The following is a 23,392-nucleotide window of genomic DNA, read 5'->3' on the forward strand; positions in this document are numbered from 1 at the left end:
GAGGGGATTTATCCCCGCTGGGCTGCGCAGCAACCCCAGAACCGGTCACCGCCGGGCGTCAGATATCCGAGCCATAGGGGCCGCTTCGCAGCCCAGCGGGGATAAATCCCCTCGCCACAAGCTGCGAAACCGCCCCAGAATGAAGTATTGTTGTGCCCATCCAAAAAAACGTCAGAAGCCTTGAACCGTTTCGGCGGTTGTTCAGTGATAGAGGGTGTCATGGGTAACGAAAGCATCAATTGGGACAAGCTGGGTTTTGACTACATCAAGACCGACAAGCGCTATCTGTCGTACTTTCGCAATGGCGAGTGGGACAAAGGCACCCTGACCGAAGATAACGTCCTGCACATCAGCGAAGGCTCGACGGCCCTTCACTATGGCCAGCAGTGCTTCGAAGGCATGAAGGCCTACCGCTGCAAGGACGGTTCGATCAACCTGTTCCGTCCGGACCAGAACGCCCTGCGCATGCAGCGCAGCTGTGCGCGCCTGCTGATGCCGACGGTCGACACCGAGCAGTTCATCGAAGCCTGCAAAGCCGTGGTTCGCGCCAACGAGCGTTTCATTCCGCCGTATGGCACCGGCGGCGCGCTGTACCTGCGCCCGTTCGTGATCGGCGTAGGTGACAACATCGGCGTGCGCACTGCACCGGAGTTCATCTTCTCGATCTTCTGCATCCCGGTCGGCGCCTACTTCAAGGGCGGCCTGACCCCACACAACTTCCAGATCTCCAGCTACGACCGCGCCGCCCCACAAGGCACCGGTGCGGCCAAGGTCGGTGGCAACTACGCCGCCAGCTTGATGCCGGGCTCGAAAGCCAAGAAAGCCAACTTCGCCGACGCGATCTACCTCGATCCGATGACTCACACCAAGATCGAAGAAGTCGGTTCGGCCAACTTCTTCGGGATCACCCACGACAACAAGTTCGTCACCCCGAACTCGCCGTCTGTCCTGCCAGGCATCACCCGCCTGTCGCTGATCGAACTGGCAAAATCGCGTCTGGGCCTGGAAGTGGTTGAAGGCGACGTGCTGATCGACAAACTGTCGGACTTCAAGGAAGCCGGGGCCTGCGGCACCGCTGCGGTAATCACCCCGATCGGTGGCATCAGCTACAACGACCATCTGCATGTGTTCCACAGCGAAACCGAAGTGGGCCCGGTAACCCAGAAGCTCTACAAAGAGCTGACCGGTGTGCAGACCGGCGACATCGAAGCGCCAGCGGGCTGGATCGTCAAGGTTTGAGTTGACGGTTGTTGATACTGAAAAAGCCCTCCATTGAGTGATTGATGGAGGGCTTTTTTGTTGGGCTACAAAAAGATCAAAAGATCGCAGCCTTCGGCAGCTCCTACAGAGCGATCTGTGATCTTCTATTTCAAGGTGATTCGCTTGCCCGAGCGACTCGAGATCCCGCTCGCCTGCCCATTCTGCTGCTTGCCCATCCGCGCCTGGGTGATCAATCCTGGAATCAGCTCCCCCTCCGGTAAATTTTTCCAGAACCGCGCGGGCAAATGCCCCTGCATGACCTTTGGGTTCAACCGTGCCGGGTTGAAGATGTGGCTGTAGTAGGTCAACCACAAATCGCCATGGGGATCGTCGACGTTTTGCGCCATCTGCTGCCATTCGACGGGGCATTGGCGTTGATGAATCAGTTGTTCGCCGTCGTAATACACCCCGTCACGCGGGGTCGCGATCAACCAGCGGTGCTGGCCCATGCGTCCGATGAAATGTGCGCTGGCGCTGTGCAGAATGTCGTGCGCCGGTTCGTGCCACGCCACGTATTGCGGGCCGGGCAAATCCCCCGGTCGCTCGATGAAGCGCACGAAGGCATGCAGATGATGGGCCTCGCGGTGCACTTGCTTGAGGCGGCGTTGCAGCTCGCTGCCCAGTTTGTCGCCGGCCATCATCGCGGTGCGGTCACCGTGGCTCACACGCCAGAGCACTTCATACAAAAGACTCCAGCGTTGCTCGCCACGATACTGTGCCGCCTGCTCCAGGGTATCGAGCAGCGCACGTGGAATGCGCGCCTGATACGGCCCCTGCTCTTCAGGCACGCGCTCATCGCTGGCAAACAGATCGCCCACCCCTTCCGCCGCCCAGCCCACCCGACTCGGGTCGACTTCATGACTGAGCAACCAGCGCGCCTGTTGGCGCCAGGTGTCGAACAGATCATCGCAATCAAGACTGATCATCCCCACAACCCCATCTGTTGTGGCATCGGTCGGTCGCGCAATTGCTGATAGAGCATATGGCTGGTGACTTCGGCCTGCTGCGGATGGTAGTCGCTGGTGATGATGAACGGCTTGGCCTTGGCCAGTACACAGCGCATCCGCGCCACGTCCTCGTAGCGGATGCGGCGCTGGCGGCGCAGCTCGACCAGACGCTCGGTGGTGCGCAACCCGATGCCGGGAATGCGCGCGATCAACGACGGTTCGGCGCGGTTCAGGTCCAGCGGGAACACCTCGCGATTTGCCAACGCCCATGCGAGTTTTGGATCGATATCCAGCGCCAGATTGCCCGGCCCTTTCAACAATTCGTCTGCACTGTAGCCATAACTGCGCAGGAGAAAGTCAGCCTGATACAAACGGTGCTCGCGCATCAGCGGCGGCGCGGCGAGCGGCACGCTTTTCGGGCTGTCGGGGATCGGGCTGAACGCCGAGTAATAGACCCGGCGCAAGCGGAAGTTGCCATACAAGGACTGAGCGCTGTGGAGGATGGTGCTGTCATCGGTGTCGTCGGCGCCGACGATCAACTGTGTGCTTTGCCCGGCCGGGGCGAATTTCGCCGAGCGCGGCTCGTTCAATACCGTCTGCACGCCGGTGTAGATGGTGTTCATCGCTTGCTTGATCGAGGCGATGTCTTTCTCCGGCGCCAGCGTCTGCAGGCTGGCATCGGTGGGCAATTCGATATTGACGCTGAGGCGATCGGCGTAACGCCCCGCTTCTTCGATCAATGCCGGATCGGCCTCGGGAATAGTCTTGAGGTGGATATAGCCGCGAAACTCGTGTTCCTCACGCAGCAGCTTCGCCACGCGCACCAGTTGCTCCATGGTGTAGTCCGCCGAACGAATGATCCCGGAGCTTAGAAACAAGCCGCTGACGCAATTGCGCCGGTAGAAATCCATGGTCAGCGCGACAACTTCTTCGGGAGTGAAACGTGCCCGGGGCACATCACTGGAGCGGCGATTGACGCAGTACTGGCAATCGTAAAGGCAAAAATTGGTCAGCAAAATCTTCAATAACGACACGCAGCGGCCGTCCGGCGTGTAGCTGTGGCAGATGCCCATGCCATCGGTCGAACCCAGCCCGCTTTTGCCCTCGGAGCTGCGCTTTGGCGCACCGCTGCTGGCGCAGGAGGCGTCGTACTTGGCGGCGTCGGCGAGGATGCTGAGCTTGTCGATGATTTGCATGGCATGGGCTCTATACTGTGTGCATATACAGTATAGATTCCACCACTGTGACACAAGCGGGTCGACACCCCCTCGACGGCTGGTCGTCCTTGTGGGAGCGGGCTTGCTCGCGAAGAGGTCGGCACATTCAAAATCACAGCGCCTGACGCACCGTCTTCGCGAGCAAGCCCGCTCCCACATTCGAACGATGGGATTGTTCAGGAAGTGTAAACACCCTCAACACTCAAAGGCTGCGGCGTTTTGATCTGGATGTTTTCACTCGCCAGTTCGAGCCCAAACCGCAAATGGATCTCCTTGCGCCCCAGTGCCGTCAGCCCCAACGCCCGGCTGTCCAGGTCCTGCGTCAGCCATTTGCGCTTCAGTGCCGTTTGCAGCAATGCCGCTCCCAGCGATCCGCCGAGATGCGGCCGGCGCATGCTCCAGTCCAGGCACGGGCAGGCGAATTTGCGGCGCAGCGTAGCCAGGTGATGCACTTCGATGTCCAACCCCAGCAACAACGCCTCGCCACTGGCGCTCAAGCGATACGCCTGCTCGTCGGCGGGCAGCAGCCATCCCGCCTCCATCAAGCGGTCATACAGCAACACCGCCAGCGTGCCGGCCATGTGGTCGTAGCAAGTGCGGGCAAATTGCAGACGATCCGGCGTGTGCGGCTTGAAACTCGGCGCGGCGTTCTGACCGATCACCATCAACGCTTCCAGCGCCTGAGCGACGCGCGGGTCGGCCAGACTGTAATAACGATGCCGGCCCTGCACGTGCAGGCGCACCAGGGCCAGTTCCTTGAGTTTGCTCAGGTGGGCGCTGGCGGTGGAAGCGCTGACGTCGGCGATGGTCGCCAGCTCGGTGCTGGTGCGCGCGTGGCCGTCCATCAGCGAACAGAGCATCCTGGTCCGCGCCGGTTCGGCGATGGCGGCGGCGACGTGCGAGACGCCGATGTCGTGATGCTCTGCGTGCATATTTCGCTCCCCAACGAATCGTCGCCTGCGATGACTGGAGATAGTAGCAACACTTTCTCCACTGACAAGGCTGCCTATCATGGACCCGATCATCGCTGCGACTCACGCCGATCCCTATCCTTATTACGCCGAACTTCGCACTGCGGGCGGATTGACCTTTCACCGCGAGCTGAAGCTGTGGGTCGCCAGCAGCGCGCGGGCAGTCTGTGCGGTGATGGCGCATACCGAGTGCCGGGTGCGCCCGGTGCAGGAACCGGTGCCTCATGCCATTGCGCAAGGCCCGGCCGGCGTGGTGTTCGGCCAGTTGATGCGCATGAATGACGGCGCCGGCCAGCGCTGCCCGCGCTCGGCCATGGAGCCGGCGCTTGGGTCGATCCACGAAACCGACGTTCAGGATTTAGTCGCCGCGAGGCTATTTTCAGCAAATGCCGACGGACTCTATAAAGCAATGTTCCGCGGCCCGGTAGCCGTCGTCGCGACATTGCTCGGTTTCTCGCCAGCGCAGAGCCGCACGATCAGCGAACTGACCGCTGATTTTGTCGCTTGCCTGTCACCCTTGAGCAATGAGCTGCAAATCACCGCCGCCCATGCCGCAGCGGCACAGTTACGCGGCTGTTTCATCGAGCAGTTGGCTGACCCTGTTGCGCAGAGCGTTTTGCTCAGGGGTATCACACAGCGTTTCGAGGGCGACGAAGACATATTGGTCGCCAACCTGATCGGCCTCTGCTCGCAGACCTACGACGCCTGCGCCGGGCTGATCGGCAATGCATTGGTGACGTTGAGTCGTCAGCCAGATCTGCGCGGGGCACCGCTGGAGGAGCTGCTGGCCGAGGTCCAGCGCTTCGATCCGCCCGTGCAGAACACCCGCCGTTTCGTTGCCGCTCGCTGCGATATCGACGGCATGCGGCTTGAGGCAGGTGATGTAATTGTGCTGTTGTTGGCCTCGGCCAACCGTGATCCGGCGCTGAATGACCAGCCAGAGCGGTTTTTGCTCGACCGACCAAATCGGCGCAGCTTCAGTTTTGGCAGCGGTCGGCATGAGTGCCCGGGGCAAGGGCTGGCGATGTGTATCGCCGCTGCGACCTTGAAGGAGATCCTTGCCAGTGGCCTTGACCTCAATTGCCTGAGCTGGAGTTACAGGCCTTCGCTCAATGGGCGGGTTCCACTTTTCAATCTTGGCGGCGTCTGATGATCAGACTTCGCGAGCAGGCTCCACGTTGGCTCAGTGATGAACTCAAGTTGTGGGAGCGAGCCTGCTCGCGAAGCGGCCTGTCCAGACACCCCACATCTATGGTTCAAACCACCCACTGCAAAATCAACCAGCTATTCGCCCCGCTGATCACAACAAACAACCCCCACGCCAGCACCCGCGTCGGCCAGCGATTGACAAAAGGCCCCATCAATTGCCGGTCGTTGGTCATGCGGATCAATGGATACAAGGCAAACGGCAGTTGCAGACTCAACACCACCTGACTGAGCACCAGCAATTTGCCGACCGCGCCATCGCCCAACAGCCACACGCCGATAAACGCTGGAATCAGCGCCAGCCCGCGCGTCAGCAAGCGTCGCTGCCAGCACGGGATGCGCAGGTTCAGATAGCCTTCCATGATCACCTGTCCGGCAATGGTCCCGGTGAAGGTAGAACTCTGCCCGGAGGCGAGCAATGCCACGCCGAACAACACGCTGGCCAGCGCACCGCCAACCAGCGGGTCGAGCAGATGGTAGGCATCCTGGATATCCACCACGTCGGTATGCCCGGACTGGTGAAAGGCTGCGGCGGCGAGGATCAGAATCGCTGCGTTGACCAGCAGGGCCAGTGCCAGCGAACCGATGGTGTCGATGCGCGCCAGCTTCACCGCGTCCTGCTTGCTCGCCAAGTCCTTGCCGATCATGCGGGTCTGCACAATCGAGGTGTGCAGATAGAGGTTATGCGGCATCACCGTCGCCCCAAGAATGCCGATCGCCAGGTACAGCGGCGCGGCATCGCTGAGGGCTGACAGCGAGGGTTTGAAACCCTGCGCCACGTCTGGCCAGTACGGTTTGATCAGCAACAGCTCGACGAAAAAGCACACGCCGATGGTCGCGACCAGCACCAGCATGATCGCCTCCAGACGGCGGAAACCGCGGTTCTGCAGGGCCAGCACCAGCAGCGTGTCGAACGCTGTCAGGGCAATGCCGAAGGTCAGCGAACAACCGAGCAACAAGTGAAACGCCAGCGCACAGCCGAGTACTTCAGCGAGGTCGGTGGCGATGATCGAGATCTCCGCGAGTCCCCATTGCAGCCGCGCGGTCGGCGTGCTGTAGCGCTCGCGGGACAGCTGCGCCAGGTCGCGCCCGGTGGCGATGCCCAGCCGCGAGCACAGGCATTGCACGACCATGCCGGCCAGACTCGCGAGCAATACCACGAACAACAGGCTGTAACCAAAACGCGATCCGGCCTCGATGGCCGTCGCCCAGTTGCCCGGATCCATGTAGCCGATCGACACCAGCAAACCAGGTCCGGCGAAGCGCAGCACGCGTTTGAAGAACGGGGCGTTGGGATCGACCGCAACGCTGCCCGCCACTTCCGGCGGGCAAAACGGCGCGGTGGCGATTTTCGGCAAGCTGAATTTCACGAACACATCCAGAAACAAATCGGAAAGACGCAGCTTAGACGTTTCGACCAAAGCCTTGAAGAACAAAAGATCGCGGCCTTCGGCAGCTCCTGCATTGGAATGCAATTTCGGGTAGGAGCTGCCGAAGGCTCGGGCCGCGTTCGGACGATCTTTTGATCTTACTGACTTGCCCCCAGCAACTGCTCGCGCAATTGGGGGTCGCGCGTGCGCGGATCCAGCCAGATGTCGAAAAACGCCCGCGCGAACTGCGGATCGTCCACCGCGTGCTGTAACTGCTGACCCACAAAAAAATGCGCGCCCTGCCCCGGCAGATAGACGCCGGTAATGCGCGTGCCGGCCTGCACATCGATAAACGCTTGCTCCATCTGACGCTGCCAGCCGGCCAGTTGCACAGGGCTGACGCCAGGGCCCGCCAGACGTTTTATTTCATCGACACTGGCCTTGACCAGTTCGTCCCGGGACAGCGAGCGCCGGTAGATCAGTTCCAGCGCGAAGGGTTGCCCTGGCGCCAGCGGTTGCGCGGCACTCCACAGGCGCGCGCTGTAGACATCGAAGCCCCAGACACTGAAATCACCGCTGCCGATGATGCGTGCGCCCGGCACAGCGTCCTGCCAATTGGCCCAGGCCGGCATCAGCAACAAGGCCCACACGCCGATGCCGGACAGGACCTTCAGTGTTCTGCTCATTGAGTTATCGACTCCGGCATGCCCTGACAGCCAGAGCATAGCCGATTCGATGCCTGAACTTTGTATACAAAAACCGCACACATAGGCAGCAATCTTCAGTCGGCAATGCTAACGTGGCTCACCCCACCCGACGGAGACACCTGCGTGCTGATCCTCAAACTGCTGCTGATTCCCGGATTTCTGCTGCTGATTTCCCTGGCAGGCAAACGTTGGGGGCCGAGCGTGGCCGGTTGGCTGTCGGGGTTGCCGGTGGTCGTCGGGCCGATTCTGTTCTTCCTCGCCATTGAACAGGGACCGCAATTTGCCGCGCAATCGGCGGTGGCGGCGCTGTCGGCAATGTTCGCGATGATTGCGTTCTGCATCACTTACGCGCAGGTCGCGCAACGGGCGAACTGGCCTTTGGCATTGATGGTTTCACTGGCGGTTTGGGGCATGCTGGCGCTGGTGCTGTCCGTGATTCCGGCATCTTTGCCGTTCTCGGTGATTGCGGCGGCGGTGGCGCTACTCGCTTCGCCTTATCTGTTCCCAGAGGTGCAGCCGATATTGAACGGGCCAGCGCCGAAGTCGGACAAACTGATCTGGCGGATGATTGCCGGTGCAGCGCTGACGCTGGTGGTGACGATGCTTGCCAGCACCGTCGGCGAACGCTGGAGCGGCCTGCTCGCGGTGTTTCCGGTGCTGGGCAGCGTCATGGCTGTGTTTTCGCAACAGACACGTGGACCGGCGTTCACCGCTGCATTACTTCGCGCAACCGCGACCGGCATGTATTCGTTTTCGGCGTTCTGCCTGGTGTCAGCCTTGACGTTGCCAAGCATGGGCCTCAGCGGTTTTGCAGTGGGAGTGGCGGTGTCGGTGGCGATGCTCGGGGTGACCCGCAAACTGCTGGCCAAACCCGCCCCGGCCAAAACCTCATCCTCTCAAGCCTGAGACAATTCTGTGGCGAGGGAGCTTGCTCCCGCTGGGTAGCGAAGCGCCCCCAAAACCATCCGACCCAATACATCTGACGCACCACGGTGCTGCGCACTGGAGCGCGAGCTTGCTCCCTCGCCACAGTTGCCTCTTGTCCAGATGAGCCGGGCTGGAGTGATCGCGCTCTGCGTGGGATGATCGCCCGCCTCGCACGACCATTCACCGGAGATTCACATGTCATTGCTGAGCAGAAAAGCCGCCGTCCTGTTGTTGGCGACTGTCGCCGGTCTCGGTGCGATCAACGCGCACGCTGCCAGGGAAAAAGTCAAAACCGAGAAAGTCTCGATGCTCGACGGCAAGCTCACCTTCGTCCTGCCCAAGGGCTTTGTCGCTGAGCCGCTGCCGGCCAGCCCCAGTGGCGCCAAGGGCACGATGTACACCAACCAGACCACAAAAACCGTGGTCATCACCGCCGAAAACCAGATTCCCGCCGGGCAGAACGTCAAGGACAACGACGGTGAATTCCTCGATGGCAGCGTGTCGAGTTTCATCGACGATCAACGCAAGGCCCTGCCGGATTTCAACAAGCTCAGCGAAAAGAGCCTGACCCAGAAAGGCTCCGGCCTGGGTCTGCGTCAGGTTGACAGCACCGCCACTCAGGGCGGCGGCCAGACCCTCAACACCACGTTGATGGCCGGCTCCGGGACGAAGATGGCGCTGGTTCAGGTGATTTCCCGGGCCAGCGACAAGAAAGCCCACGACGCTTTGGTGAAAACCATCGTCAAGGATTGAGCCGCTGCAACCAGCCATTCAAGTCGCGCAGCTCGGCCGCACTGATGCTATGGCCGACGCCGGGATAAGCGTGGAACTCGGGCTTGTAATCGAGTTTCTGCAACAGCGCGTTGGCTTCGGTGCCGTGGCGGTAAGGCACCGGATCGTCAGCTGTGCCGTGGCCGATGAAAACATGCACCGGCAGCGGCGGCTGCCCTGGCTTCAGTTCGCTTTTCAGCACCGGCAATAAGCGCCCGCTCAACGCCGCGAACCCGCCCACAGTGACGGGCGCGCGCAAGCCCACTTCGTAGCTCATCATCGCGCCCTGGCTGAAGCCGACCAGGTACACCTTGCCCGTGGTCGTGTGGTATTTCTTCGCCGCCTGAGCAATGAAGTCACGCAGTTTCTCGCCGCTGGCCTTCAGATCGTCGGTCTCGCCGTTGTAGGCGCCTTCGCCTTTTTTGCGAAACCACTGGTAACGCCCCTCACCCAACGTCATCGGTGCGCGCACCGACAGGTAGTTGTACTGCGCCGGTAGCTGAAATTTCATACCGATCAGGTCGGCCTCGTTACTGCCGTAGCCGTGCAGAAAAATCACCAGCGGACGCGGCTCGGCGTCGGCGTGGACCTGTTCAAGGTACTTGAGCGGCAGGTCGGTTTGCAGGGTGGTCTGGGCGTGGACGGCGGTGGATGCGAGCAAGGTCAGCAAGGCGAATATTTTCAGCATTGGAGCGTTCCTTCACAGAGTGTCGGGTTCGCGGGTGAGCCTAACATCTTGGGGCGCAGATCCGAATCTTGCGGTGTTGCGCAGGTCCTTTTCGCGAGCAGGCTCGCTCCTACAGTTGAAATGCGTTCCCCTGTGGGAGCGAGCCTGCTCGCGAAGATGCCCGCACCTTCACCCACACGTTGTCAGTCGTTGGTCAGCTTCCCGGTGCGAAACGGCACCCGCCCCGCCACTTTCGCCTGCCAGATCCCCGGTTCGGTATAACGCCCGCGATCAATCGCAAACAACACGCCGCTGGTGCCGGCGCGCACGGTGGTCACGCGATCCTGCAAGGGATCGACCACCTCGAACAGCGCGTCACCCTGCTCTACCCACTCACCGGCATTGCGCAAGAAACTCACCACGCCATGGTGCGGCGCGAACAGGTATTCGGTCCCTTCGAACGGCAGGCCCTCACAGCACTCGCTCGGCGCTGCCGGCCATTCACCACTGATCAAGCCCTGCTCGGCAAGAAAGCCAAGAATCGCTTCGCAATTGGCCCGGGCTTGTTCGACGCGGGTATCACCCATGCTGCCCAGCTCCAGCGTGGTCGCCAGATTCGCCGGCGGAATCGCCGCGTTCGGGAATGATTTAGCCAGACGCAACCATGGCGTCGAGCAGGACTCATCGAACGAGCTGCCGCCGGAATCTTCGCAGAGCAACGCTACGCCCGCTTGCAGCCGCGCGGCCAGCGGTTGCCACTGCGGCCAGTGCTGCGGCAGCGCGTAGAGGTGAATCGCAGCGTCAAAGTCGCAATGCAAATCGAGGGTGATGTCGGCGTCGCATGCGTGGCGCAGCAGCAGTCGATGCAGAGCCTCAAGTTGCGAGGCCGGCGCCGGCAATTCAGCAAACACCTGCCCCATGGCCTCGCGGATCAACGCCACGTTGGCCTCGGCATCCGCGCCCAGACGCTCGCCCACCAGCGCCGCAACCGGGGCACTGAGTTCGACGAAGGCGCGGTTGAAATTCTTGCCGCTGCCCAGTTCGAAACGGCCCATGTGATTGCCTTGCAGGTGCTGGTCCAGGCCGATCGGGTTGGCCACCGGCACCAACTCGATGACGCCCTGCAGGCGGCCCTGCTGTTCCAATTCGCTGAGGCGCAGCTTGAGTTCCCACGCGGTGCGCATGCCTGGCAGTTCATCGGCGTGCAGGCTGGCCTGAATGTACGCTTTGCGGTTGCCGGTGCCGTAACGGAACACACTGAGCGAGCGCTCGCTGCCCAAATGGCTCCAGGGCAGGACATGGTCGATGCGTTGCATGGGAAACTCCTTGCTATCTGGATCACGCCGACACCCCTGTAGGAGTGAGCCTGCTCGCGATAGCGGTTTACCATTCAACATCATCATTGACTGACGAACCGCTATCGCGAGCAGGCTCACTCCTACAGGGGATCGGTGAATTTAGAGTGCAAAAAAAGTGGCCACCGCGCAAAAACGGGGCCACTTTTTTCTACGGCGTATTAATGGCCGTACACGTCAAAGTCGAAGTACTTGTCTTGCACTTTCTTGTACTCGCCATTGGCGCGGATTTCGGTGATGGCTTTGTTGAACTGCTCGGCCAGCGCGGTATCGCCCTTGCGCACTGCGATGCCGGCGCCGCCGCCGAAGTACTTGGCGTCTTCGTAAGTCGGGCCGACGAATTCGAAGCCTTTACCGGCGTCGGTTTTCAGGAAACCGTCGCTGAGGTTGACCGAGTCGGCCAGCATCGCGTCCAGACGACCCGAGGTGATGTCCAGGTTAGCTTCCTGCTGCGAGCCGTAGCGCACCAGTTCGATCCCGGCCGGAACCAGCACTTCGGTGGCGTAACGGTCATGAGTACTGGCGCGCAGCACGCCGACTTTCTTGCCCTTGAGTTCGGTCAGCGGGTCTTTGACGCCCGAGCCAGCCTTCATCACGAAGCGCGCCGGGGTGTGGTAGTACTTGATGGTGAAATCGACGTTTTTCTTGCGGTCATCGGTGATGGTCATAGACGACAGAATTGCGTCGATTTTCTTCACTTTCAGTGCCGGGATCAGGCCATCGAACTCTTGCTCGACCCAAGTGCATTTGACGTTCATCTCTGCGCACAGCGCATCGCCGATATCGACGTCGAAACCGGTCAGTTTGCCGTCAGGGGTTTTCATCGAGAATGGCGGATACCCGGCTTCGATACCGATGCGGATCGGCTTGGCGTCTGCAGCCACAGCGGTCAAGGACAACATCGACAGTGCCAGGGCACCGAACATCACTAGCTTTTTCATTTATTACTCCCGTGCGGAGGCTTTTATTGGCAGCTTTCGATTCAGCGTTCGGCAATGGCTTTTTAACAGCAAACACCGAAGTGGCCGGCAGTCTATGGCGCCGCGCACGGAGGCAATTGTCTTTAAGCGACAAATACTTACAGAAGATCGGCGGACCCATTGACCGAAGTCAACGCGTGCGCCGCAGTGGTGCAAAGGCTGTAGGACAGGACCTTTATTCGCGCAGGAAAAACACAGTGGGCCTGCAATCTGTGGCGAGGGAGCTTGCTCTCGCTGGGTCGCGCAGCGGTCCCATGATTTTACGACCGCTGCGCAGCCGAGCGGGAGCAAGCTCCCTAGCCACAAAGATCAGCGAGCGGGAGCAAGCTCCCTCACCACAAGTATCAGCATGCGCAGGCGACAGGTGTGTTGGCGACCGACGCCACGCTCAGCTTGAAGCCTTCGTCCAGCCATCCCGTCACGCCGCCGATCATCTCCTTGACCGGGTAGCCCAGCGCCGCCAGCTTAACGGCCGCCTTGTTCGCGCCGTTGCAATGCGGGCCGGCGCAATAGACCACGAACAGGGTATTTTTCGCATAGTCCGCCAGGCTTTCAGCCGTCAACAACCGCGTCGGAATATTGATCGCCCCCGGCACATGCCCGCGCTCGAAGGCCAACGGCCCGCGCACATCGACCAGAACAAAATCAACCTCACCGGCTTCCTGGCTACTGAAGACGTCAGAACAATCGGTTTCGAAAGTCAGACGATTGCTGAAATGCATCAGGGCGATGGCCGACGGGGCTGCGGGAATAGTACGAACCAGGCTGGTCATGGGGTATTGCTCCTATGTCTGCGGGTGTAAACAGACTTTATCGAGCCGCCGCCTGGCGCTACAGTGGCGCACAAGACACCGACCGGGAACTTTCCGCCAAATGCCGACTTCACCAGGACTGGTTACGATTCTGGCCTACGATGGCCTCTGTACTTTCGAGTTCGGCATCGCCGTGGAGATCTTCGGCCTGGCCCGGCCGGAGTTCGATTTCCCTTGGTACGAACACGCGATTGCCGCCGTCGACCAAGGACCGATGCGCGCCGTGGGCGGTATTCAGGTAATGGCTGATGGCGGCCTGGAACTGCTCGCCGCAGCGCGTACCATTGTCATTCCCGGCTGGCGCGACCGTAACGCGCCGGTGCCGCCAGCACTGATCGCGGCGTTGCGTCAGGCGAATGCCCGTGGTGCGCGTTTGCTGTCGATCTGCTCCGGGGTGTTTGTCCTTGCGGCCAGCGGTTTGCTCGACGGCCATCGCGCCACCACGCATTGGCGCTACACCGCCGAACTGGCGCAACGCTACCCGGCCATCGAGGTCGATCCCGACGTGCTGTACGTCGACGCCGGTCAGCTGATCACTTCGGCAGGCAGCGCGGCCGGCATAGACGCTTGCCTGCACCTGGTGACGCGTGACTTCGGCACGCAGATCGCGAACGCCGTGGCACGGCGACTGGTCATGTCGCCGCAGCGCACCGGCGGTCAGGCGCAGTTCATCCCCACGCCAGTCAGCCCGACACCGCGCAGCGACCTGTCGCGAGTCATGCAATGGGCCCGCGAACGCCTGCACGAACCGCTGGAAGTGCGCGATCTGGCCAGTGAAGCGGCAATGAGCGAGCGCACCTTTCTGCGGCGCTTCACCGAAGCCAGCGGCCAATCGCCCAAAGCGTGGCTGCAGCATGAACGCCTGGCGCGGGCGCGAGAATTACTGGAAAGCACCCACCAGCACACCGAGCAAATCGCCCAACGCTGCGGCTATCGTTCGGTGGAGAGTTTTCGTGTGGCGTTTCGCAGCGTGGTGGGCGTACCGCCTTCGGTTTATCGGGAGCGGTTTGGGCGGGGGTTGAACATCAGTTCCTGAGGTGAATTTGAAGGCGTCTTCGCGATCGAGCCTGCTCCCACTTTTTTAAATGCGCTGCCCCTGTGGGAGCGAGCCTGCTCGCGAAGGCGTAAGAAAAAACGCAGCATTATTCCAGCACCAGCCATGAGCTACAGCGTCTTGCGCCTTTGCCTACAACTTCGCCCGAATTCGCTGGCTTGTACGGGTTAGCGCTCGCCCGTAAGTTGATTTGTATTGCTGATTGGTCAGTGATCTGCACTGCACGCTTACAGATTCAACCTACGCTTCACCACTAACCCGGAATAAATCCCTCCATGAATGATCATCAAACATCCTCCCCGCGCTTCTTGAGCATATGGGATGCACTGGAAGACACGCCTCGGGAAGCGGTCAATATGCGTTTGCGAGCCAAGCTCATGCGCTCGCTGTGCGAGACCATTCGAGCGTGGGAGCTGCCTCAGAAAGACGCTGCACAGAGATTGGGAATCTCGCAGCCGCGCCTCAATGATGTACTCAACGGGAAAATCGACAAGTTTTCGCTGGACGCTCTGGTCAACCTCTCGGCTGCAGCAAAGCTCGAGGTGGATATTTGCTTTCCGTCAGGCTCACCATTGCAGTGGACCTGACAAGCGATCTGCTGAGGATCGTCGTCAATTAACCTGAATGCGGAAGTCAGCGAGGATAAAGGACGTGTGGGCGCGGAGGTAAACGTCGACGTCATCCAGCGAATGCAACGGTCCGCTGGATGACTTGGCATTGGTCCCATCGTCCTGACGAACCACAGTTACGGTATACACCCCTTCCCTTCGAACCAAGGTCCCGGTGGTCTTGATTATCCTTCCATTCTGCTGAGTAAAGGAGCTCACGCTTATCGGCTTGGCCTGGAGGTCCTGAGCCACCTTCGCCTTGAGCTTTTTGCGCTTGCCAAGCAACTCCTTGCTAACCACCCAACTCCCCACTCCCGCTGCAACGGACACGACATACATGTAGTTGTAATTCGATCTGCCACGCGTTCCATGCTTTTCAACCAACCAATCGGTCACTTGCGAAACGACTTGCCAAATATCCATCAGATTTATTCCCAAGCGTAAAGGCAGTTAACCTCAATCCTCCCGCGTCAAAACCTCCAGCAACTCTATCTCGAACAGCAGATTCGAATTCGGCGGAATCTTGCCCATGGTCCGCTCGCCATAACCCAGATGCGCCGGCACCAGCAATTTGCGTTTGCCGCCCACCTGCATACCCATCAAGCCTTGATCCCAGCCTTTGATAACCCGACCAGTGCCGATCACGCACTGAAATGGTTTGCCCCGGCTCCAGGACGAATCGAATTCTGTGCCGTCTTCCAGCCAGCCTGTGTATTGAGTGGTAATCAGCGCACCCTTGACCGCGGCTTTGCCGGTGCCTGGCTGCAGGTCGATGATTTGCAGTTCGTTTGTCATGTTGGTTAACTCATTCACGATGGCCCGGTCGGGCGCGGATGGCGTTTTTCGCAGAATCCGTCGACGATGGCAATCCATGGAACCGAAAACACGCGTTGCCGCTCACATGTGTATCGACATCGTATGACGACAAGGATGCTTTGATGACCGACTCTCGATTGCTGCGCAGTTTCATTCCGCCCTACATCCTCAACCGCATCATTGCTCACGGTTCGGAGCCGCAGCGCAACGCCGCGATGCAGACGCTCAATCATGTGCGCAGTCTGTTGCCCAACCCCGGCCGCCCTTCCCAGCCGCCGGCGCGCGCGGTTCTGCCGCAAGCGAGCAAACCCGGGCTGGCCCGGCGCAGCGTGCATGATGCGCAAAACAAAATGCTCCTGCCGGGCATGCCGGTGCGCCTCGAAGGCCAGCCGCCGTCAGGCGATCCGGCGGTCGATGAGGCCTACGACGCGTTGGGCGCCAGCTATGATTTCTTCTGGAAAGTGCTCGGTCGCGACTCGATCGATAATCAGGGATTCGCCCTGATCGGCAGCGTGCATTACGGCCAGGGCTACGAGAATGCTTTCTGGAACGGCGCGCAAATGGTCTTCGGTGATGGCGACGGCGAAATCTTCCAGCGCTTCACCCGTTCGCTGGACGTCATTGCCCACGAACTGGCGCACGGCGTCACGGAGAGCGAGGCGGGGCTGATTTACGCCAACCAGTCCGGCGCGTTGAACGAGTCGCTGTCGGATGTGTTTGGCGTGTTGACCAAGCAGTACACTCTTGGGCATACGGTCGAACAAGCCGATTGGCTGATCGGCGCCGACCTGCTGATGCCAAAGATTCAGGGCAAGGGCCTGCGCTCGATGTCGCACCCCGGCACGGCGTACGATGACCCGTTGCTGGGCAAGGATCCGCAACCGGAGCACATGCGCAAGTTCGTCATCACCAGCGAAGACAATGGCGGCGTGCACATCAATTCCGGCATTCCCAACCGCGCGTTTTATCTGGCAGCCCGCGCATTTGGCGGATTCGCGTGGGAGAAAGCCGGACGAATCTGGTACGACACGCTGTGCGATGACCGCTTGAACCAGGACGCAACGTTCGACGCTTTCGCCAAACTGACGATCGACCACGCCGGCCAGCGCTTCGGCGCCGAAGCAGCCGACGCAGTGCAGCAAGCCTGGGCACAGGTCGGCATCGAATAATCCGAGGAGGCTGTATGAAAACGCTACCCGAGTTAGGCGACGATTCCGTTTTGCGAGTGTCTCGCCAGGGTGGCGTTGCAGCAATCCACAGCCTGAGCCGTCCACGCGAAATAGAATTCGCGCAATGCGACATCAGCCAACGTTCAAGGATTTGCTCGGTGCTGGAGGGCTGTTTGCCGCTGGACACCAGCGAATCCGGACGTGGCGATCAACGCTTCTATCAGATTGAGGTGCGCTATCAGTCCGGGGAGATGGAGATGGTGCTGAAGGTGCCGGAGGATCGGGCGCCGGGGGATCTGGTGCATCTTTGGGACAAGGGGGAGCTTTCGTAAACACTCCCCCGGCATTCAGGCCTATCGCTCGACCGGCTGCATCTCGACAATCGTGCCATTGGTGATCATCACCATCACGTACTTGTCATTGATCTGCACCCACTGCGCCTGCTCGATCGGTGCTTTCAGACCTTTGGCTTTCCAGTTCTTCAGAGCCTTGTCTTCGCGCTGATACATCTCCGGCGCGCGGTCGTTGACCTTCAGTTGACGGTCGCTGGTCGGCGATTGCACGGAGGGGTCGCTGGAGGTTTGCGCCGCTTGAACAATGGGCGTGATCCCGGCAATACCGGCGACAAGGGCCAGGCTGGCAATAAGGGTTTTGCTGTTCATCGGTGAACCTCTTTCAGATAGGTAGTACCTGAACTCCGACTGCGCGGCGCGGGAAACATTCCTTGTTTTTTGCCGGAGATGGACGTTAGAGAGCTTTGTCCATCAGACCGCCATCGCTGGCAAGCCAATTCCACACGGGTTGTGTTACACCACAATTTTTGACCTGAACTCCGGTCCCTGTAGGAGTGAGCCTGCTCGCGATAGCGTCCGACCAGCCGATGTCACTGCCGCCTGACCCACCGCCATCGCGAGCAGGCTCACTCCTACAGTTTGAATCGAGTACATCAGCGAGAACAGGTCGGCTGTCGGGCCGCCTTCGCGAGCAGGCTCGCTCCCACATTCATCTGCGCCGCTGCCATCGATTGATCCGCCCCACGCATCAATCCATGCCAACAATGCAATTAACAGATTGTTACATCTGCGCCACCATCCACCTCAATAAAAACCGTGCGCCGCCTCTCCGTAGCGCACGTCATAAAAGCGGTGGAGTACTTTTCTATGACAGCCTCAATCCCACAGAGCGGCTCGCGGGCCGGTGCCATTTTCCGGGTGACCTCGGGCAACTTCCTCGAACAGTTCGACTTCTTTCTGTTCGGCTTCTACGCCACGCAGATCGCGGCGGTGTTTTTCCCGGCGAGCAGCGAGTTCGCTTCCCTGATGATGACCTTTGCCGTGTTCGGCGCAGGCTTTTTGATGCGGCCGCTGGGCGCCATCGTGCTCGGCGCATACATCGACGATGTCGGTCGGCGCAAAGGTCTGATCGTCACCCTGTCGATCATGGCCAGCGGCACGATATTGATTGTGCTGGTGCCCGGATACGAAACCATCGGCCTGTTCGCTCCGGCGCTGGTATTGATCGGGCGCCTGTTGCAGGGCTTCTCGGCCGGTGCGGAATTGGGCGGTGTTTCGGTGTACCTGGCGGAGATCGCCACGCCGGGCCGCAAAGGCTTCTTCACGGCGTGGCAGTCGGCGAGTCAGCAAGTGGCGATCATCGTGGCTGCCGCGCTGGGCTACGGTCTGAATCAGTGGATGGAACCGCAAGCGGTGGCCGATTGGGGCTGGCGGATTCCGTTTTTCGTCGGCTGCATGATCGTCCCGTTCATTTTCTTCCTGCGCCGTAATCTGGCGGAAACCGAAGAATTCACCGCGCGCAAACATCGCCCGAGCATGCGCGAAGTGTTCCGCACCTTGGGCCAGAACTGGGGCGTGGTGCTGGGCGGCATGTTGATGGTTGCGCTGACCACCACCGCGTTCTACCTGATCACCGTGTACGCGCCGACCTTCGGCAAAACCGTGCTGCACCTGAGCACTTCCGATGCCCTGCTGGTGACGCTGCTGGTCGGCGTTTCGAACTTCTTCTGGCTGCCGATTGGCGGCGCGTTGTCCGACCGCATCGGCCGTCGCCCGGTGCTGATCGCCATGTCATTACTGGCGCTGGCCACGACTTATCCGGCGCTGTCGTTCCTGGTACAGGCACCGAGTTTCACCCACATGCTGCTGTCGCTGTTGTGGCTGTCGTTTATTTACGGCCTGTACAACGGCGCGATGATTCCAGCGCTGACAGAAATCATGCCAGTGGAAGTGCGCGTCGCCGGTTTCTCCCTGGCCTACAGCCTGGCCACAGCGATTTTCGGCGGCTTCACCCCGGCGATGTCGACCTTCCTGATCCAGTACACCGGCGACAAAGCCGCGCCGGGTTACTGGATGAGCATCGGTGCGTTGTGCGCCCTGTGCGCCACGCTTTATCTGTACCGCCGTGCCGGTGGTCGTCTGCAACCTGTCGCGGCCTGAGGAAAACTCGCCATGAAAAAGCTATTCACTGTCACCGCCCTGCTCGCCGGCCTTGCGTTTAACCTCGCGGCCCAAGCCGAAGAACTGAGCGTGATGACCTCCGGCGGCTTCACCGCTGCCTATAAAATCCTCGGCCCGAAATTCGCCGCGGCCACCGGCAACACCCTGACCACCAGCCTTGGCCCATCGATGGGCAAGGCACCGGAAGCGATCCCCAATCGTCTGGCGCGCGGTGAGCACGCTGATGTGGTGATCATGGTCGGCTACGCCCTTGATGAGCTGATCAAACAGGGCAAGGTCGACCCCGCGTCTCGCGTCGAGCTGGCCGATTCGCGGATCGGCATGGTGGTGCGTGAAGGCGCGCCGAAACCGGACATCAGCAGTGTCGACGGCCTGAAGAAAACCCTGCTCGACGCGCAGTCGGTGGCCTACTCCGACAGCGCCAGCGGCGTGTACATCGAGCAGCAATTGTTCAAAAAACTCGGCATCGAAGATCAGTTGAAACCGAAGGCGAAAATGATTGCGAAGATTCCGGTGGGCTCGGTGGTTGCCACGGGCGACTATCAACTGGGCTTTCAGCAGGTCAGCGAATTGCTGCCGGTGCCGGGTGTGAGTTTCGTCGCGAAGATCCCGGAATCGGTGCAGTCGGTAACGCGTTTTGCCGCTGGCATTCCGGTCAAGGCCGAGCATCCAGAAGAAGCCAAAGCCCTGCTCGCTTATCTTGCCGCACCGGCCGCTCAGGCTGACGTGCAAGCCACCGGACTGGACTCGGTCAAGCGTTGATCGATGGCGGCTGGACGCGCATTTCCACGACCAGCCGCTCCAGTTCCAACGCCGCCGGGGTCAACGTGCGATCCCGGCGCTTGATAATGCCGACGCTGCGCATCACCTGCGGCGCGGTCAGCGGCACCCGCGTCAGGATCGGATGATCCGGCCCGGGCATCGCCATCAGCGGCACCGCCGCCACGCCCAACCCCGCTTCCACCAGGCCAATCATGGTCGTCACATGCCGCGTCTCGCAGATGCTCTGACGCTGCGGCACCACCCCGCCCAAGGCCTGATCGAGCAGGAAGCGATTGCCCGAGGTTTTGTCCAGCGCGATGTAGTCCTGCTGATAAAACTCCTCCCACGTCACGCTATTGCGTCCAGCCAGCGGATGATCGCGACGGCAGGCGACAACGTAGCACTCCTGCACAAGCGGTTCGAACTCGACTTTGGCATCCTGCGTGCCGAGAAAACTCAGACCGAAATCCGCCTCGCCATTGACTACCGCGCTCAGCACATCGTGAGCGCTGGAATCGAGGACTTTGACTTTGATTCGTGGGAACTGCTGGTGATAACGCGCGACCACCCGCGGCATGAAGTAATACGCCGCCGAGGGCACACAGGCGACGGTGACGTGGCCCAAACGCGTCGAGGCGACTTCGCTGATGCCGAGCAAGGCAATGTCGAGATCGTCCAGCAACCGCTCGACGCTGGGCATGAAGCCGCGCCCGGCCTGGGTCAGGCTGACCTTGCGGGTGGTGCGCTCGAACAGTTTCACGCCGAGGGCGTCTTCAAGCTTTTCGATGCGTCGGCTCAGCGCCGGTTGCGACAGGCGTACGGCGTCGGCGGCCTTGCGGAAACTGCCCTGCTCGACCACGGCGCGAAAGGCTTGCAGGTCGTTGAGGTCGAAGTTGATGGCCATGGCGTTTCCGTGGATTGATTCGCAGGGGTTATAAATGTAACCAATTGATGCAAATTACTACAGCAACACCGAAAATCCCCTGTAGGAGTGAGCCTGCTCGCGATAGCGGTATCTCCGTCGACATGATCGGTGACTGACACACCGCTATCGCGAGCAGGCTCACTCCTACAAGGATCTTTGGTGGATCTGAAATTGATTCAACCCTTATCCTTGTCGCCCCCCGCCGTACCCGTAGTCAGGAGTCTTTCCATGCCCCATGAAGGCAATCTGTTGCAAGCCGCTGTCGTGTTCCTGTTCGCGGCGGTGCTCACCGTGCCTTTGGCCAAACGCCTGCAACTGGGCGCAGTGCTCGGTTATTTGTTCGCCGGGGTGATCATCGGCCCATCGGTGCTGGGCCTGATCGGCAACCCGCAAAGCGTTGCGCATATTTCCGAACTGGGCGTGGTGCTGCTGCTGTTTATCATCGGCCTGGAATTGTCGCCGCGACGCTTGTGGGTGATGCGCAAATCGGTGTTCGGCGTCGGGCTGGCGCAGGTGCTGCTGACCGCGTCGGTGATTGGTGTGCTGGCCTTGTCGGTGTTTGGCCAGCCGTTGAACAGCGCGATTGTGCTAGGCCTGGGTCTGGCGCTGTCCTCCACGGCGTTTGGCCTGCAAAGCCTTGCCGAACGCAAGGAACTGACCAGCCCCCACGGGCGCCTGGCGTTTGCCATTCTGCTGTTCCAGGACATTGCCGCGATCCCGTTGATCGCCTTGGTGCCGATGCTCGCCGGCGTCGACCATCACACCAGCACCGCCGACGATATCCGTCACAGTTTGCAGGTGCTCGGCGGTATTGCGGTGGTGGTGATCGGCGGTCGTTATTTGCTGCGCCCGGTGTTCCGCGTGGTGGCAAAAACCGGTCTGCCGGAGGTGTCCACCGCCACCGCGTTGCTGGTAGTGATCGGCACCGCATGGCTGATGGATCTGGTCGGTGTGTCGATGGCGCTGGGGGCGTTTCTCGCCGGGCTGCTGCTGGCGGATTCGGAATATCGCCATGAGCTGGAAGCGCAGATCGAACCGTTCAAAGGCCTGCTGCTCGGGCTGTTTTTCATCAGCGTCGGCATGGGCGCCAATCTCAGTCTGTTGCTCAGCGCACCGATCACCGTGTTGGGCCTGACCCTGTTGCTGATCGGCCTGAAATTGCCGCTGCTGTTTGTCGTCGGGCGTCTGGCCGGTGGTTTGAATAAAGTCAGTGCGATTCGCCTCGGTATCGTCCTCGCGGCCGGTGGTGAGTTTGCCTTTGTGGTGTTCAAAATCGGTCGCGATCAGGGCTTGTTCGAGCCGCGCCTGTATGACTTGCTAGTGTTGACCATCACCCTGTCGATGGCAGTGACGCCGCTGCTGCTGTTGATCTGCGCGCGTCTGGTCAGCCCGAAAGTGCAGCCGGTGGAAGTGCCGGAGCAGTTCCGCCAGATCGACACCGACGCGCCACGCGTGGTGATCGCCGGCATGGGTCGGATGGGCCAGATCGTGGCGCGGATTCTGCGCGCGCAGAACATCAAATTCGTCGCGCTGGACACCTCGGTGGAAACCATCGAATTGTCGCGCAGCTTCGGCGGCGTGCCGGTGTTCTACGGCGACCCGATGCGCCCGGAAATCCTCCACGCGGCGAAGGTCGGCGAGGCAGAGTATTTCGTCATCGCCACGGACGATCCGGAAACCAACATCAAGACCGCCGAAGTGGTGCACAAGCTCTATCCGCACATGAAAATCATCGCGCGCGCGCGTAACCGTCAGCACGTGCATCGCTTGGTTGACGTCGGTGCGGAGGCGATTCGCGAAACCTATTACTCAAGCCTGGAAATGAGCCGGCGTACATTGGTTGGCCTTGGTCTCACCCAAGCCCAGGCGGATGCGCGGATCAAGCGTTTCAAGCATCACGACGAACAGGTGCTGGAGGCGCAACACGCCGTTTACGACGACGCCGCCAAAGTCCTGCAGACCGCCCAGGAAGCGCGGGCGGAACTGGCCAAACTGTTTGAGTCGGATCAGCTCGAAGAGCAAGCGCGCAACAGCTGATCCTGCCTTGCACAGATCCACATGTGGGGGCGAGCCTGCTCGCGAAAGCGTCGTGTCAGCTAACACTTCAATGGCTGACAGATTGCCTTCGCGGGCAAGCCCGCTCCCACAGTGGTCGAGTCGAACCGATTTTCGTGTACGACATAAAAACCTGTGGGAGCGAGCCTGCTCGCGAAAGCGTCGTGTCAGCTAACACTTCAATGACTGACAGATTGCCTTCGCGGGCAAGCCCGCTCCCACAGTGGTTGAGTCGAACCGACTTTGGCGTGCGACATAAAATCCTGTGGGAGCGAGCCTGCTCGCGAAAGCGTCGTGTCAGCTAACACTTCAATGACTGACAGATTGCCTTCGCGGGCA

Annotated in this window: 24 protein-coding genes; 11 read left to right on the forward strand and 13 right to left on the reverse strand. The window is 60.5% G+C overall.

The genetic code is table 11. The features are described from left to right. Nucleotides 1–219: 219 nt before the first annotated feature. Nucleotides 220–1,239: a branched-chain amino acid aminotransferase gene (locus tag HU755_RS19565; protein ID WP_186551860.1), complete on the forward strand. Its 1,020-nt coding sequence runs from the start codon at nucleotides 220–222 to the stop codon at nucleotides 1,237–1,239. Between the two features lie 125 nt (nucleotides 1,240–1,364). On the opposite strand, the gene HU755_RS19570 is transcribed toward HU755_RS19565, so the two are convergent. The 3 genes from HU755_RS19570 to HU755_RS19580 all read right to left on the reverse strand — a co-directional run bounded on the left by HU755_RS19570 (nucleotide 1,365) and on the right by HU755_RS19580 (nucleotide 4,356). After that, nucleotides 1,365–2,186 carry a TIGR03915 family putative DNA repair protein gene (locus HU755_RS19570; protein ID WP_186635649.1) on the reverse strand — a complete coding sequence of 274 codons (822 nt, stop codon included), beginning with the start codon at nucleotides 2,184–2,186 and terminating at the stop codon, nucleotides 1,365–1,367. Further along, nucleotides 2,183–3,403, reverse strand: coding sequence for a putative DNA modification/repair radical SAM protein (locus HU755_RS19575; RefSeq protein ID WP_186551858.1), 1,221 nt, complete (start codon nucleotides 3,401–3,403; stop codon nucleotides 2,183–2,185). The genes HU755_RS19570 and HU755_RS19575 overlap by 4 nt, the downstream gene beginning before the upstream one ends. A 197-nt stretch (nucleotides 3,404–3,600) precedes the next feature. Continuing rightward, nucleotides 3,601–4,356 (reverse strand): helix-turn-helix transcriptional regulator, encoded by a 756-nt coding sequence (locus HU755_RS19580; protein ID WP_186635652.1) that lies wholly within the window; start codon nucleotides 4,354–4,356, stop codon nucleotides 3,601–3,603. A gap of 79 nt (nucleotides 4,357–4,435) precedes the next feature. Between HU755_RS19580 and HU755_RS19585 the strand changes: the two genes are divergently transcribed. Continuing rightward, on the forward strand, nucleotides 4,436–5,545 hold the full coding sequence (locus HU755_RS19585; RefSeq protein WP_186635655.1) for a cytochrome P450: 1,110 nt from the start codon (nucleotides 4,436–4,438) through the stop codon (nucleotides 5,543–5,545). A gap of 106 nt (nucleotides 5,546–5,651) precedes the next feature. On the opposite strand, the gene HU755_RS19590 is transcribed toward HU755_RS19585, so the two are convergent. Next, nucleotides 5,652–6,971 (reverse strand): Nramp family divalent metal transporter, encoded by a 1,320-nt coding sequence (locus HU755_RS19590; RefSeq protein WP_186635658.1) that lies wholly within the window; start codon nucleotides 6,969–6,971, stop codon nucleotides 5,652–5,654. Nucleotides 6,972–7,129: 158 nt separating this feature from the next. Further along, nucleotides 7,130–7,657, reverse strand: a complete 528-nt coding sequence (locus HU755_RS19595; protein ID WP_186635661.1) for a chalcone isomerase family protein — start codon at nucleotides 7,655–7,657, stop codon at nucleotides 7,130–7,132. A 144-nt stretch (nucleotides 7,658–7,801) separates the two neighbouring features. On the opposite strand from HU755_RS19595, the gene HU755_RS19600 reads away from it, so the two are divergent. Both HU755_RS19600 and HU755_RS19605 read left to right on the forward strand, forming a co-directional pair. Then, nucleotides 7,802–8,584: a hypothetical protein gene (locus HU755_RS19600; RefSeq protein ID WP_186635664.1), complete on the forward strand. Its 783-nt coding sequence runs from the start codon at nucleotides 7,802–7,804 to the stop codon at nucleotides 8,582–8,584. A 216-nt stretch (nucleotides 8,585–8,800) separates the two neighbouring features. Then, nucleotides 8,801–9,358, forward strand: coding sequence for a hypothetical protein (locus tag HU755_RS19605; RefSeq protein WP_186635667.1), 558 nt, complete (start codon nucleotides 8,801–8,803; stop codon nucleotides 9,356–9,358). Here the strand turns inward: HU755_RS19605 and HU755_RS19610 are convergent. The 4 genes from HU755_RS19610 to HU755_RS19625 all read right to left on the reverse strand — a co-directional run bounded on the left by HU755_RS19610 (nucleotide 9,348) and on the right by HU755_RS19625 (nucleotide 13,151). Further along, nucleotides 9,348–10,064, reverse strand: coding sequence for an alpha/beta hydrolase (locus HU755_RS19610; RefSeq protein WP_186635670.1), 717 nt, complete (start codon nucleotides 10,062–10,064; stop codon nucleotides 9,348–9,350). The two genes, HU755_RS19605 and HU755_RS19610, sit on opposite strands and share 11 nt — an antisense overlap. A gap of 182 nt (nucleotides 10,065–10,246) precedes the next feature. Then, the gene (locus tag HU755_RS19615) at nucleotides 10,247–11,359 is read right to left on the reverse strand and encodes a succinylglutamate desuccinylase/aspartoacylase family protein (RefSeq protein ID WP_186635673.1); all 1,113 of its coding nucleotides are present in this window, start codon (nucleotides 11,357–11,359) and stop codon (nucleotides 10,247–10,249) included. A gap of 200 nt (nucleotides 11,360–11,559) precedes the next feature. Next, a complete protein-coding gene (locus HU755_RS19620) occupies nucleotides 11,560–12,339 on the reverse strand; it encodes an ABC transporter substrate-binding protein (protein ID WP_186635676.1) in 780 nt (259 codons plus the stop codon). A 383-nt stretch (nucleotides 12,340–12,722) separates the two neighbouring features. Then, entirely contained in the window at nucleotides 12,723–13,151 is a 429-nt protein-coding gene (locus tag HU755_RS19625; protein ID WP_186635679.1) for a rhodanese-like domain-containing protein, read from the reverse strand. A 100-nt stretch (nucleotides 13,152–13,251) separates the two neighbouring features. Here HU755_RS19625 and ftrA point away from each other — a divergent pair, with 100 nt between their 5' ends. Both ftrA and HU755_RS19635 read left to right on the forward strand, forming a co-directional pair. Then, complete coding sequence (gene ftrA, locus HU755_RS19630; protein WP_186635682.1) at nucleotides 13,252–14,226, forward strand: transcriptional regulator FtrA; 975 nt, start codon at nucleotides 13,252–13,254, stop codon at nucleotides 14,224–14,226. A 293-nt stretch (nucleotides 14,227–14,519) separates the two neighbouring features. Next, complete coding sequence (locus HU755_RS19635) at nucleotides 14,520–14,831, forward strand: helix-turn-helix domain-containing protein (RefSeq protein ID WP_186635684.1); 312 nt, start codon at nucleotides 14,520–14,522, stop codon at nucleotides 14,829–14,831. A gap of 24 nt (nucleotides 14,832–14,855) precedes the next feature. Here HU755_RS19635 and HU755_RS19640 read toward each other — a convergent pair whose 3' ends face one another. Beyond that, the gene (locus HU755_RS19640; RefSeq protein ID WP_186635687.1) at nucleotides 14,856–15,275 is read right to left on the reverse strand and encodes a hypothetical protein; all 420 of its coding nucleotides are present in this window, start codon (nucleotides 15,273–15,275) and stop codon (nucleotides 14,856–14,858) included. Between the two features lie 33 nt (nucleotides 15,276–15,308). Next, nucleotides 15,309–15,647 (reverse strand): FKBP-type peptidyl-prolyl cis-trans isomerase, encoded by a 339-nt coding sequence (locus HU755_RS19645; protein ID WP_186622698.1) that lies wholly within the window; start codon nucleotides 15,645–15,647, stop codon nucleotides 15,309–15,311. 143 nt (nucleotides 15,648–15,790) lie between these two features. Between HU755_RS19645 and HU755_RS19650 the strand changes: the two genes are divergently transcribed. Both HU755_RS19650 and HU755_RS19655 read left to right on the forward strand, forming a co-directional pair. Beyond that, a complete protein-coding gene (locus HU755_RS19650) occupies nucleotides 15,791–16,837 on the forward strand; it encodes a M4 family metallopeptidase (protein ID WP_186635689.1) in 1,047 nt (348 codons plus the stop codon). Between the two features lie 14 nt (nucleotides 16,838–16,851). Further along, the gene (locus HU755_RS19655) at nucleotides 16,852–17,169 is read left to right on the forward strand and encodes a protealysin inhibitor emfourin (RefSeq protein WP_186635692.1); all 318 of its coding nucleotides are present in this window, start codon (nucleotides 16,852–16,854) and stop codon (nucleotides 17,167–17,169) included. Between the two features lie 21 nt (nucleotides 17,170–17,190). On the opposite strand, the gene HU755_RS19660 is transcribed toward HU755_RS19655, so the two are convergent. After that, nucleotides 17,191–17,499 (reverse strand): RcnB family protein, encoded by a 309-nt coding sequence (locus tag HU755_RS19660; protein WP_186551842.1) that lies wholly within the window; start codon nucleotides 17,497–17,499, stop codon nucleotides 17,191–17,193. Between the two features lie 498 nt (nucleotides 17,500–17,997). On the opposite strand from HU755_RS19660, the gene HU755_RS19665 reads away from it, so the two are divergent. Next, nucleotides 17,998–19,290 carry an MFS transporter gene (locus HU755_RS19665; RefSeq protein ID WP_186551841.1) on the forward strand — a complete coding sequence of 431 codons (1,293 nt, stop codon included), beginning with the start codon at nucleotides 17,998–18,000 and terminating at the stop codon, nucleotides 19,288–19,290. 12 nt (nucleotides 19,291–19,302) lie between these two features. Continuing rightward, a complete protein-coding gene (locus HU755_RS19670) occupies nucleotides 19,303–20,073 on the forward strand; it encodes a substrate-binding domain-containing protein (protein WP_186623431.1) in 771 nt (256 codons plus the stop codon). Here HU755_RS19670 and HU755_RS19675 read toward each other — a convergent pair. Beyond that, nucleotides 20,063–20,977: a LysR family transcriptional regulator gene (locus HU755_RS19675; RefSeq protein ID WP_186635695.1), complete on the reverse strand. Its 915-nt coding sequence runs from the start codon at nucleotides 20,975–20,977 to the stop codon at nucleotides 20,063–20,065. The genes HU755_RS19670 and HU755_RS19675 overlap by 11 nt on opposite strands. Nucleotides 20,978–21,226: 249 nt before the next feature. On the opposite strand from HU755_RS19675, the gene HU755_RS19680 reads away from it, so the two are divergent. Beyond that, on the forward strand, nucleotides 21,227–23,035 hold the full coding sequence (locus HU755_RS19680) for a monovalent cation:proton antiporter-2 (CPA2) family protein (protein WP_186623434.1): 1,809 nt from the start codon (nucleotides 21,227–21,229) through the stop codon (nucleotides 23,033–23,035). The last annotated feature ends 357 nt before the right edge of the window (nucleotides 23,036–23,392 follow it).

It is taken from the genome of Pseudomonas sp. SWRI111 (genome assembly GCF_014268555.1).
Lineage (GTDB): Bacteria > Pseudomonadota > Gammaproteobacteria > Pseudomonadales > Pseudomonadaceae > Aquipseudomonas > Aquipseudomonas hamedanensis.

What these genes read in the sequence shown, in the direction of transcription:
- HU755_RS19605 (WP_186635667.1), top strand. Translation starts at nt 8,801, where the DNA reads ATGTCATTGCTGAGCAGAAAAGCCGCCGTCCTGTTGTTGGCGACTGTC.
- HU755_RS19655 (WP_186635692.1), top strand. Translation starts at nt 16,852, where the DNA reads ATGAAAACGCTACCCGAGTTAGGCGACGATTCCGTTTTGCGAGTGTCT.
- HU755_RS19615 (WP_186635673.1), bottom strand. Translation starts at nt 11,359, where the DNA reads ATGCAACGCATCGACCATGTCCTGCCCTGGAGCCATTTGGGCAGCGAG.
- HU755_RS19585 (WP_186635655.1), top strand. Translation starts at nt 4,436, where the DNA reads ATGGACCCGATCATCGCTGCGACTCACGCCGATCCCTATCCTTATTAC.
- ftrA (WP_186635682.1), top strand. Translation starts at nt 13,252, where the DNA reads ATGCCGACTTCACCAGGACTGGTTACGATTCTGGCCTACGATGGCCTC.
- HU755_RS19640 (WP_186635687.1), bottom strand. Translation starts at nt 15,275, where the DNA reads ATGGATATTTGGCAAGTCGTTTCGCAAGTGACCGATTGGTTGGTTGAA.
- HU755_RS19665 (WP_186551841.1), top strand. Translation starts at nt 17,998, where the DNA reads ATGACAGCCTCAATCCCACAGAGCGGCTCGCGGGCCGGTGCCATTTTC.
- HU755_RS19645 (WP_186622698.1), bottom strand. Translation starts at nt 15,647, where the DNA reads ATGACAAACGAACTGCAAATCATCGACCTGCAGCCAGGCACCGGCAAA.
- HU755_RS19565 (WP_186551860.1), top strand. Translation starts at nt 220, where the DNA reads ATGGGTAACGAAAGCATCAATTGGGACAAGCTGGGTTTTGACTACATC.
- HU755_RS19580 (WP_186635652.1), bottom strand. Translation starts at nt 4,356, where the DNA reads ATGCACGCAGAGCATCACGACATCGGCGTCTCGCACGTCGCCGCCGCC.
- HU755_RS19570 (WP_186635649.1), bottom strand. Translation starts at nt 2,186, where the DNA reads ATGATCAGTCTTGATTGCGATGATCTGTTCGACACCTGGCGCCAACAG.
- HU755_RS19660 (WP_186551842.1), bottom strand. Translation starts at nt 17,499, where the DNA reads ATGAACAGCAAAACCCTTATTGCCAGCCTGGCCCTTGTCGCCGGTATT.
- HU755_RS19670 (WP_186623431.1), top strand. Translation starts at nt 19,303, where the DNA reads ATGAAAAAGCTATTCACTGTCACCGCCCTGCTCGCCGGCCTTGCGTTT.
- HU755_RS19575 (WP_186551858.1), bottom strand. Translation starts at nt 3,403, where the DNA reads ATGCAAATCATCGACAAGCTCAGCATCCTCGCCGACGCCGCCAAGTAC.
- HU755_RS19675 (WP_186635695.1), bottom strand. Translation starts at nt 20,977, where the DNA reads ATGGCCATCAACTTCGACCTCAACGACCTGCAAGCCTTTCGCGCCGTG.
- HU755_RS19680 (WP_186623434.1), top strand. Translation starts at nt 21,227, where the DNA reads ATGCCCCATGAAGGCAATCTGTTGCAAGCCGCTGTCGTGTTCCTGTTC.
- HU755_RS19650 (WP_186635689.1), top strand. Translation starts at nt 15,791, where the DNA reads ATGACCGACTCTCGATTGCTGCGCAGTTTCATTCCGCCCTACATCCTC.
- HU755_RS19635 (WP_186635684.1), top strand. Translation starts at nt 14,520, where the DNA reads ATGAATGATCATCAAACATCCTCCCCGCGCTTCTTGAGCATATGGGAT.
- HU755_RS19610 (WP_186635670.1), bottom strand. Translation starts at nt 10,064, where the DNA reads ATGCTGAAAATATTCGCCTTGCTGACCTTGCTCGCATCCACCGCCGTC.
- HU755_RS19625 (WP_186635679.1), bottom strand. Translation starts at nt 13,151, where the DNA reads ATGACCAGCCTGGTTCGTACTATTCCCGCAGCCCCGTCGGCCATCGCC.
- HU755_RS19595 (WP_186635661.1), bottom strand. Translation starts at nt 7,657, where the DNA reads ATGAGCAGAACACTGAAGGTCCTGTCCGGCATCGGCGTGTGGGCCTTG.
- HU755_RS19620 (WP_186635676.1), bottom strand. Translation starts at nt 12,339, where the DNA reads ATGAAAAAGCTAGTGATGTTCGGTGCCCTGGCACTGTCGATGTTGTCC.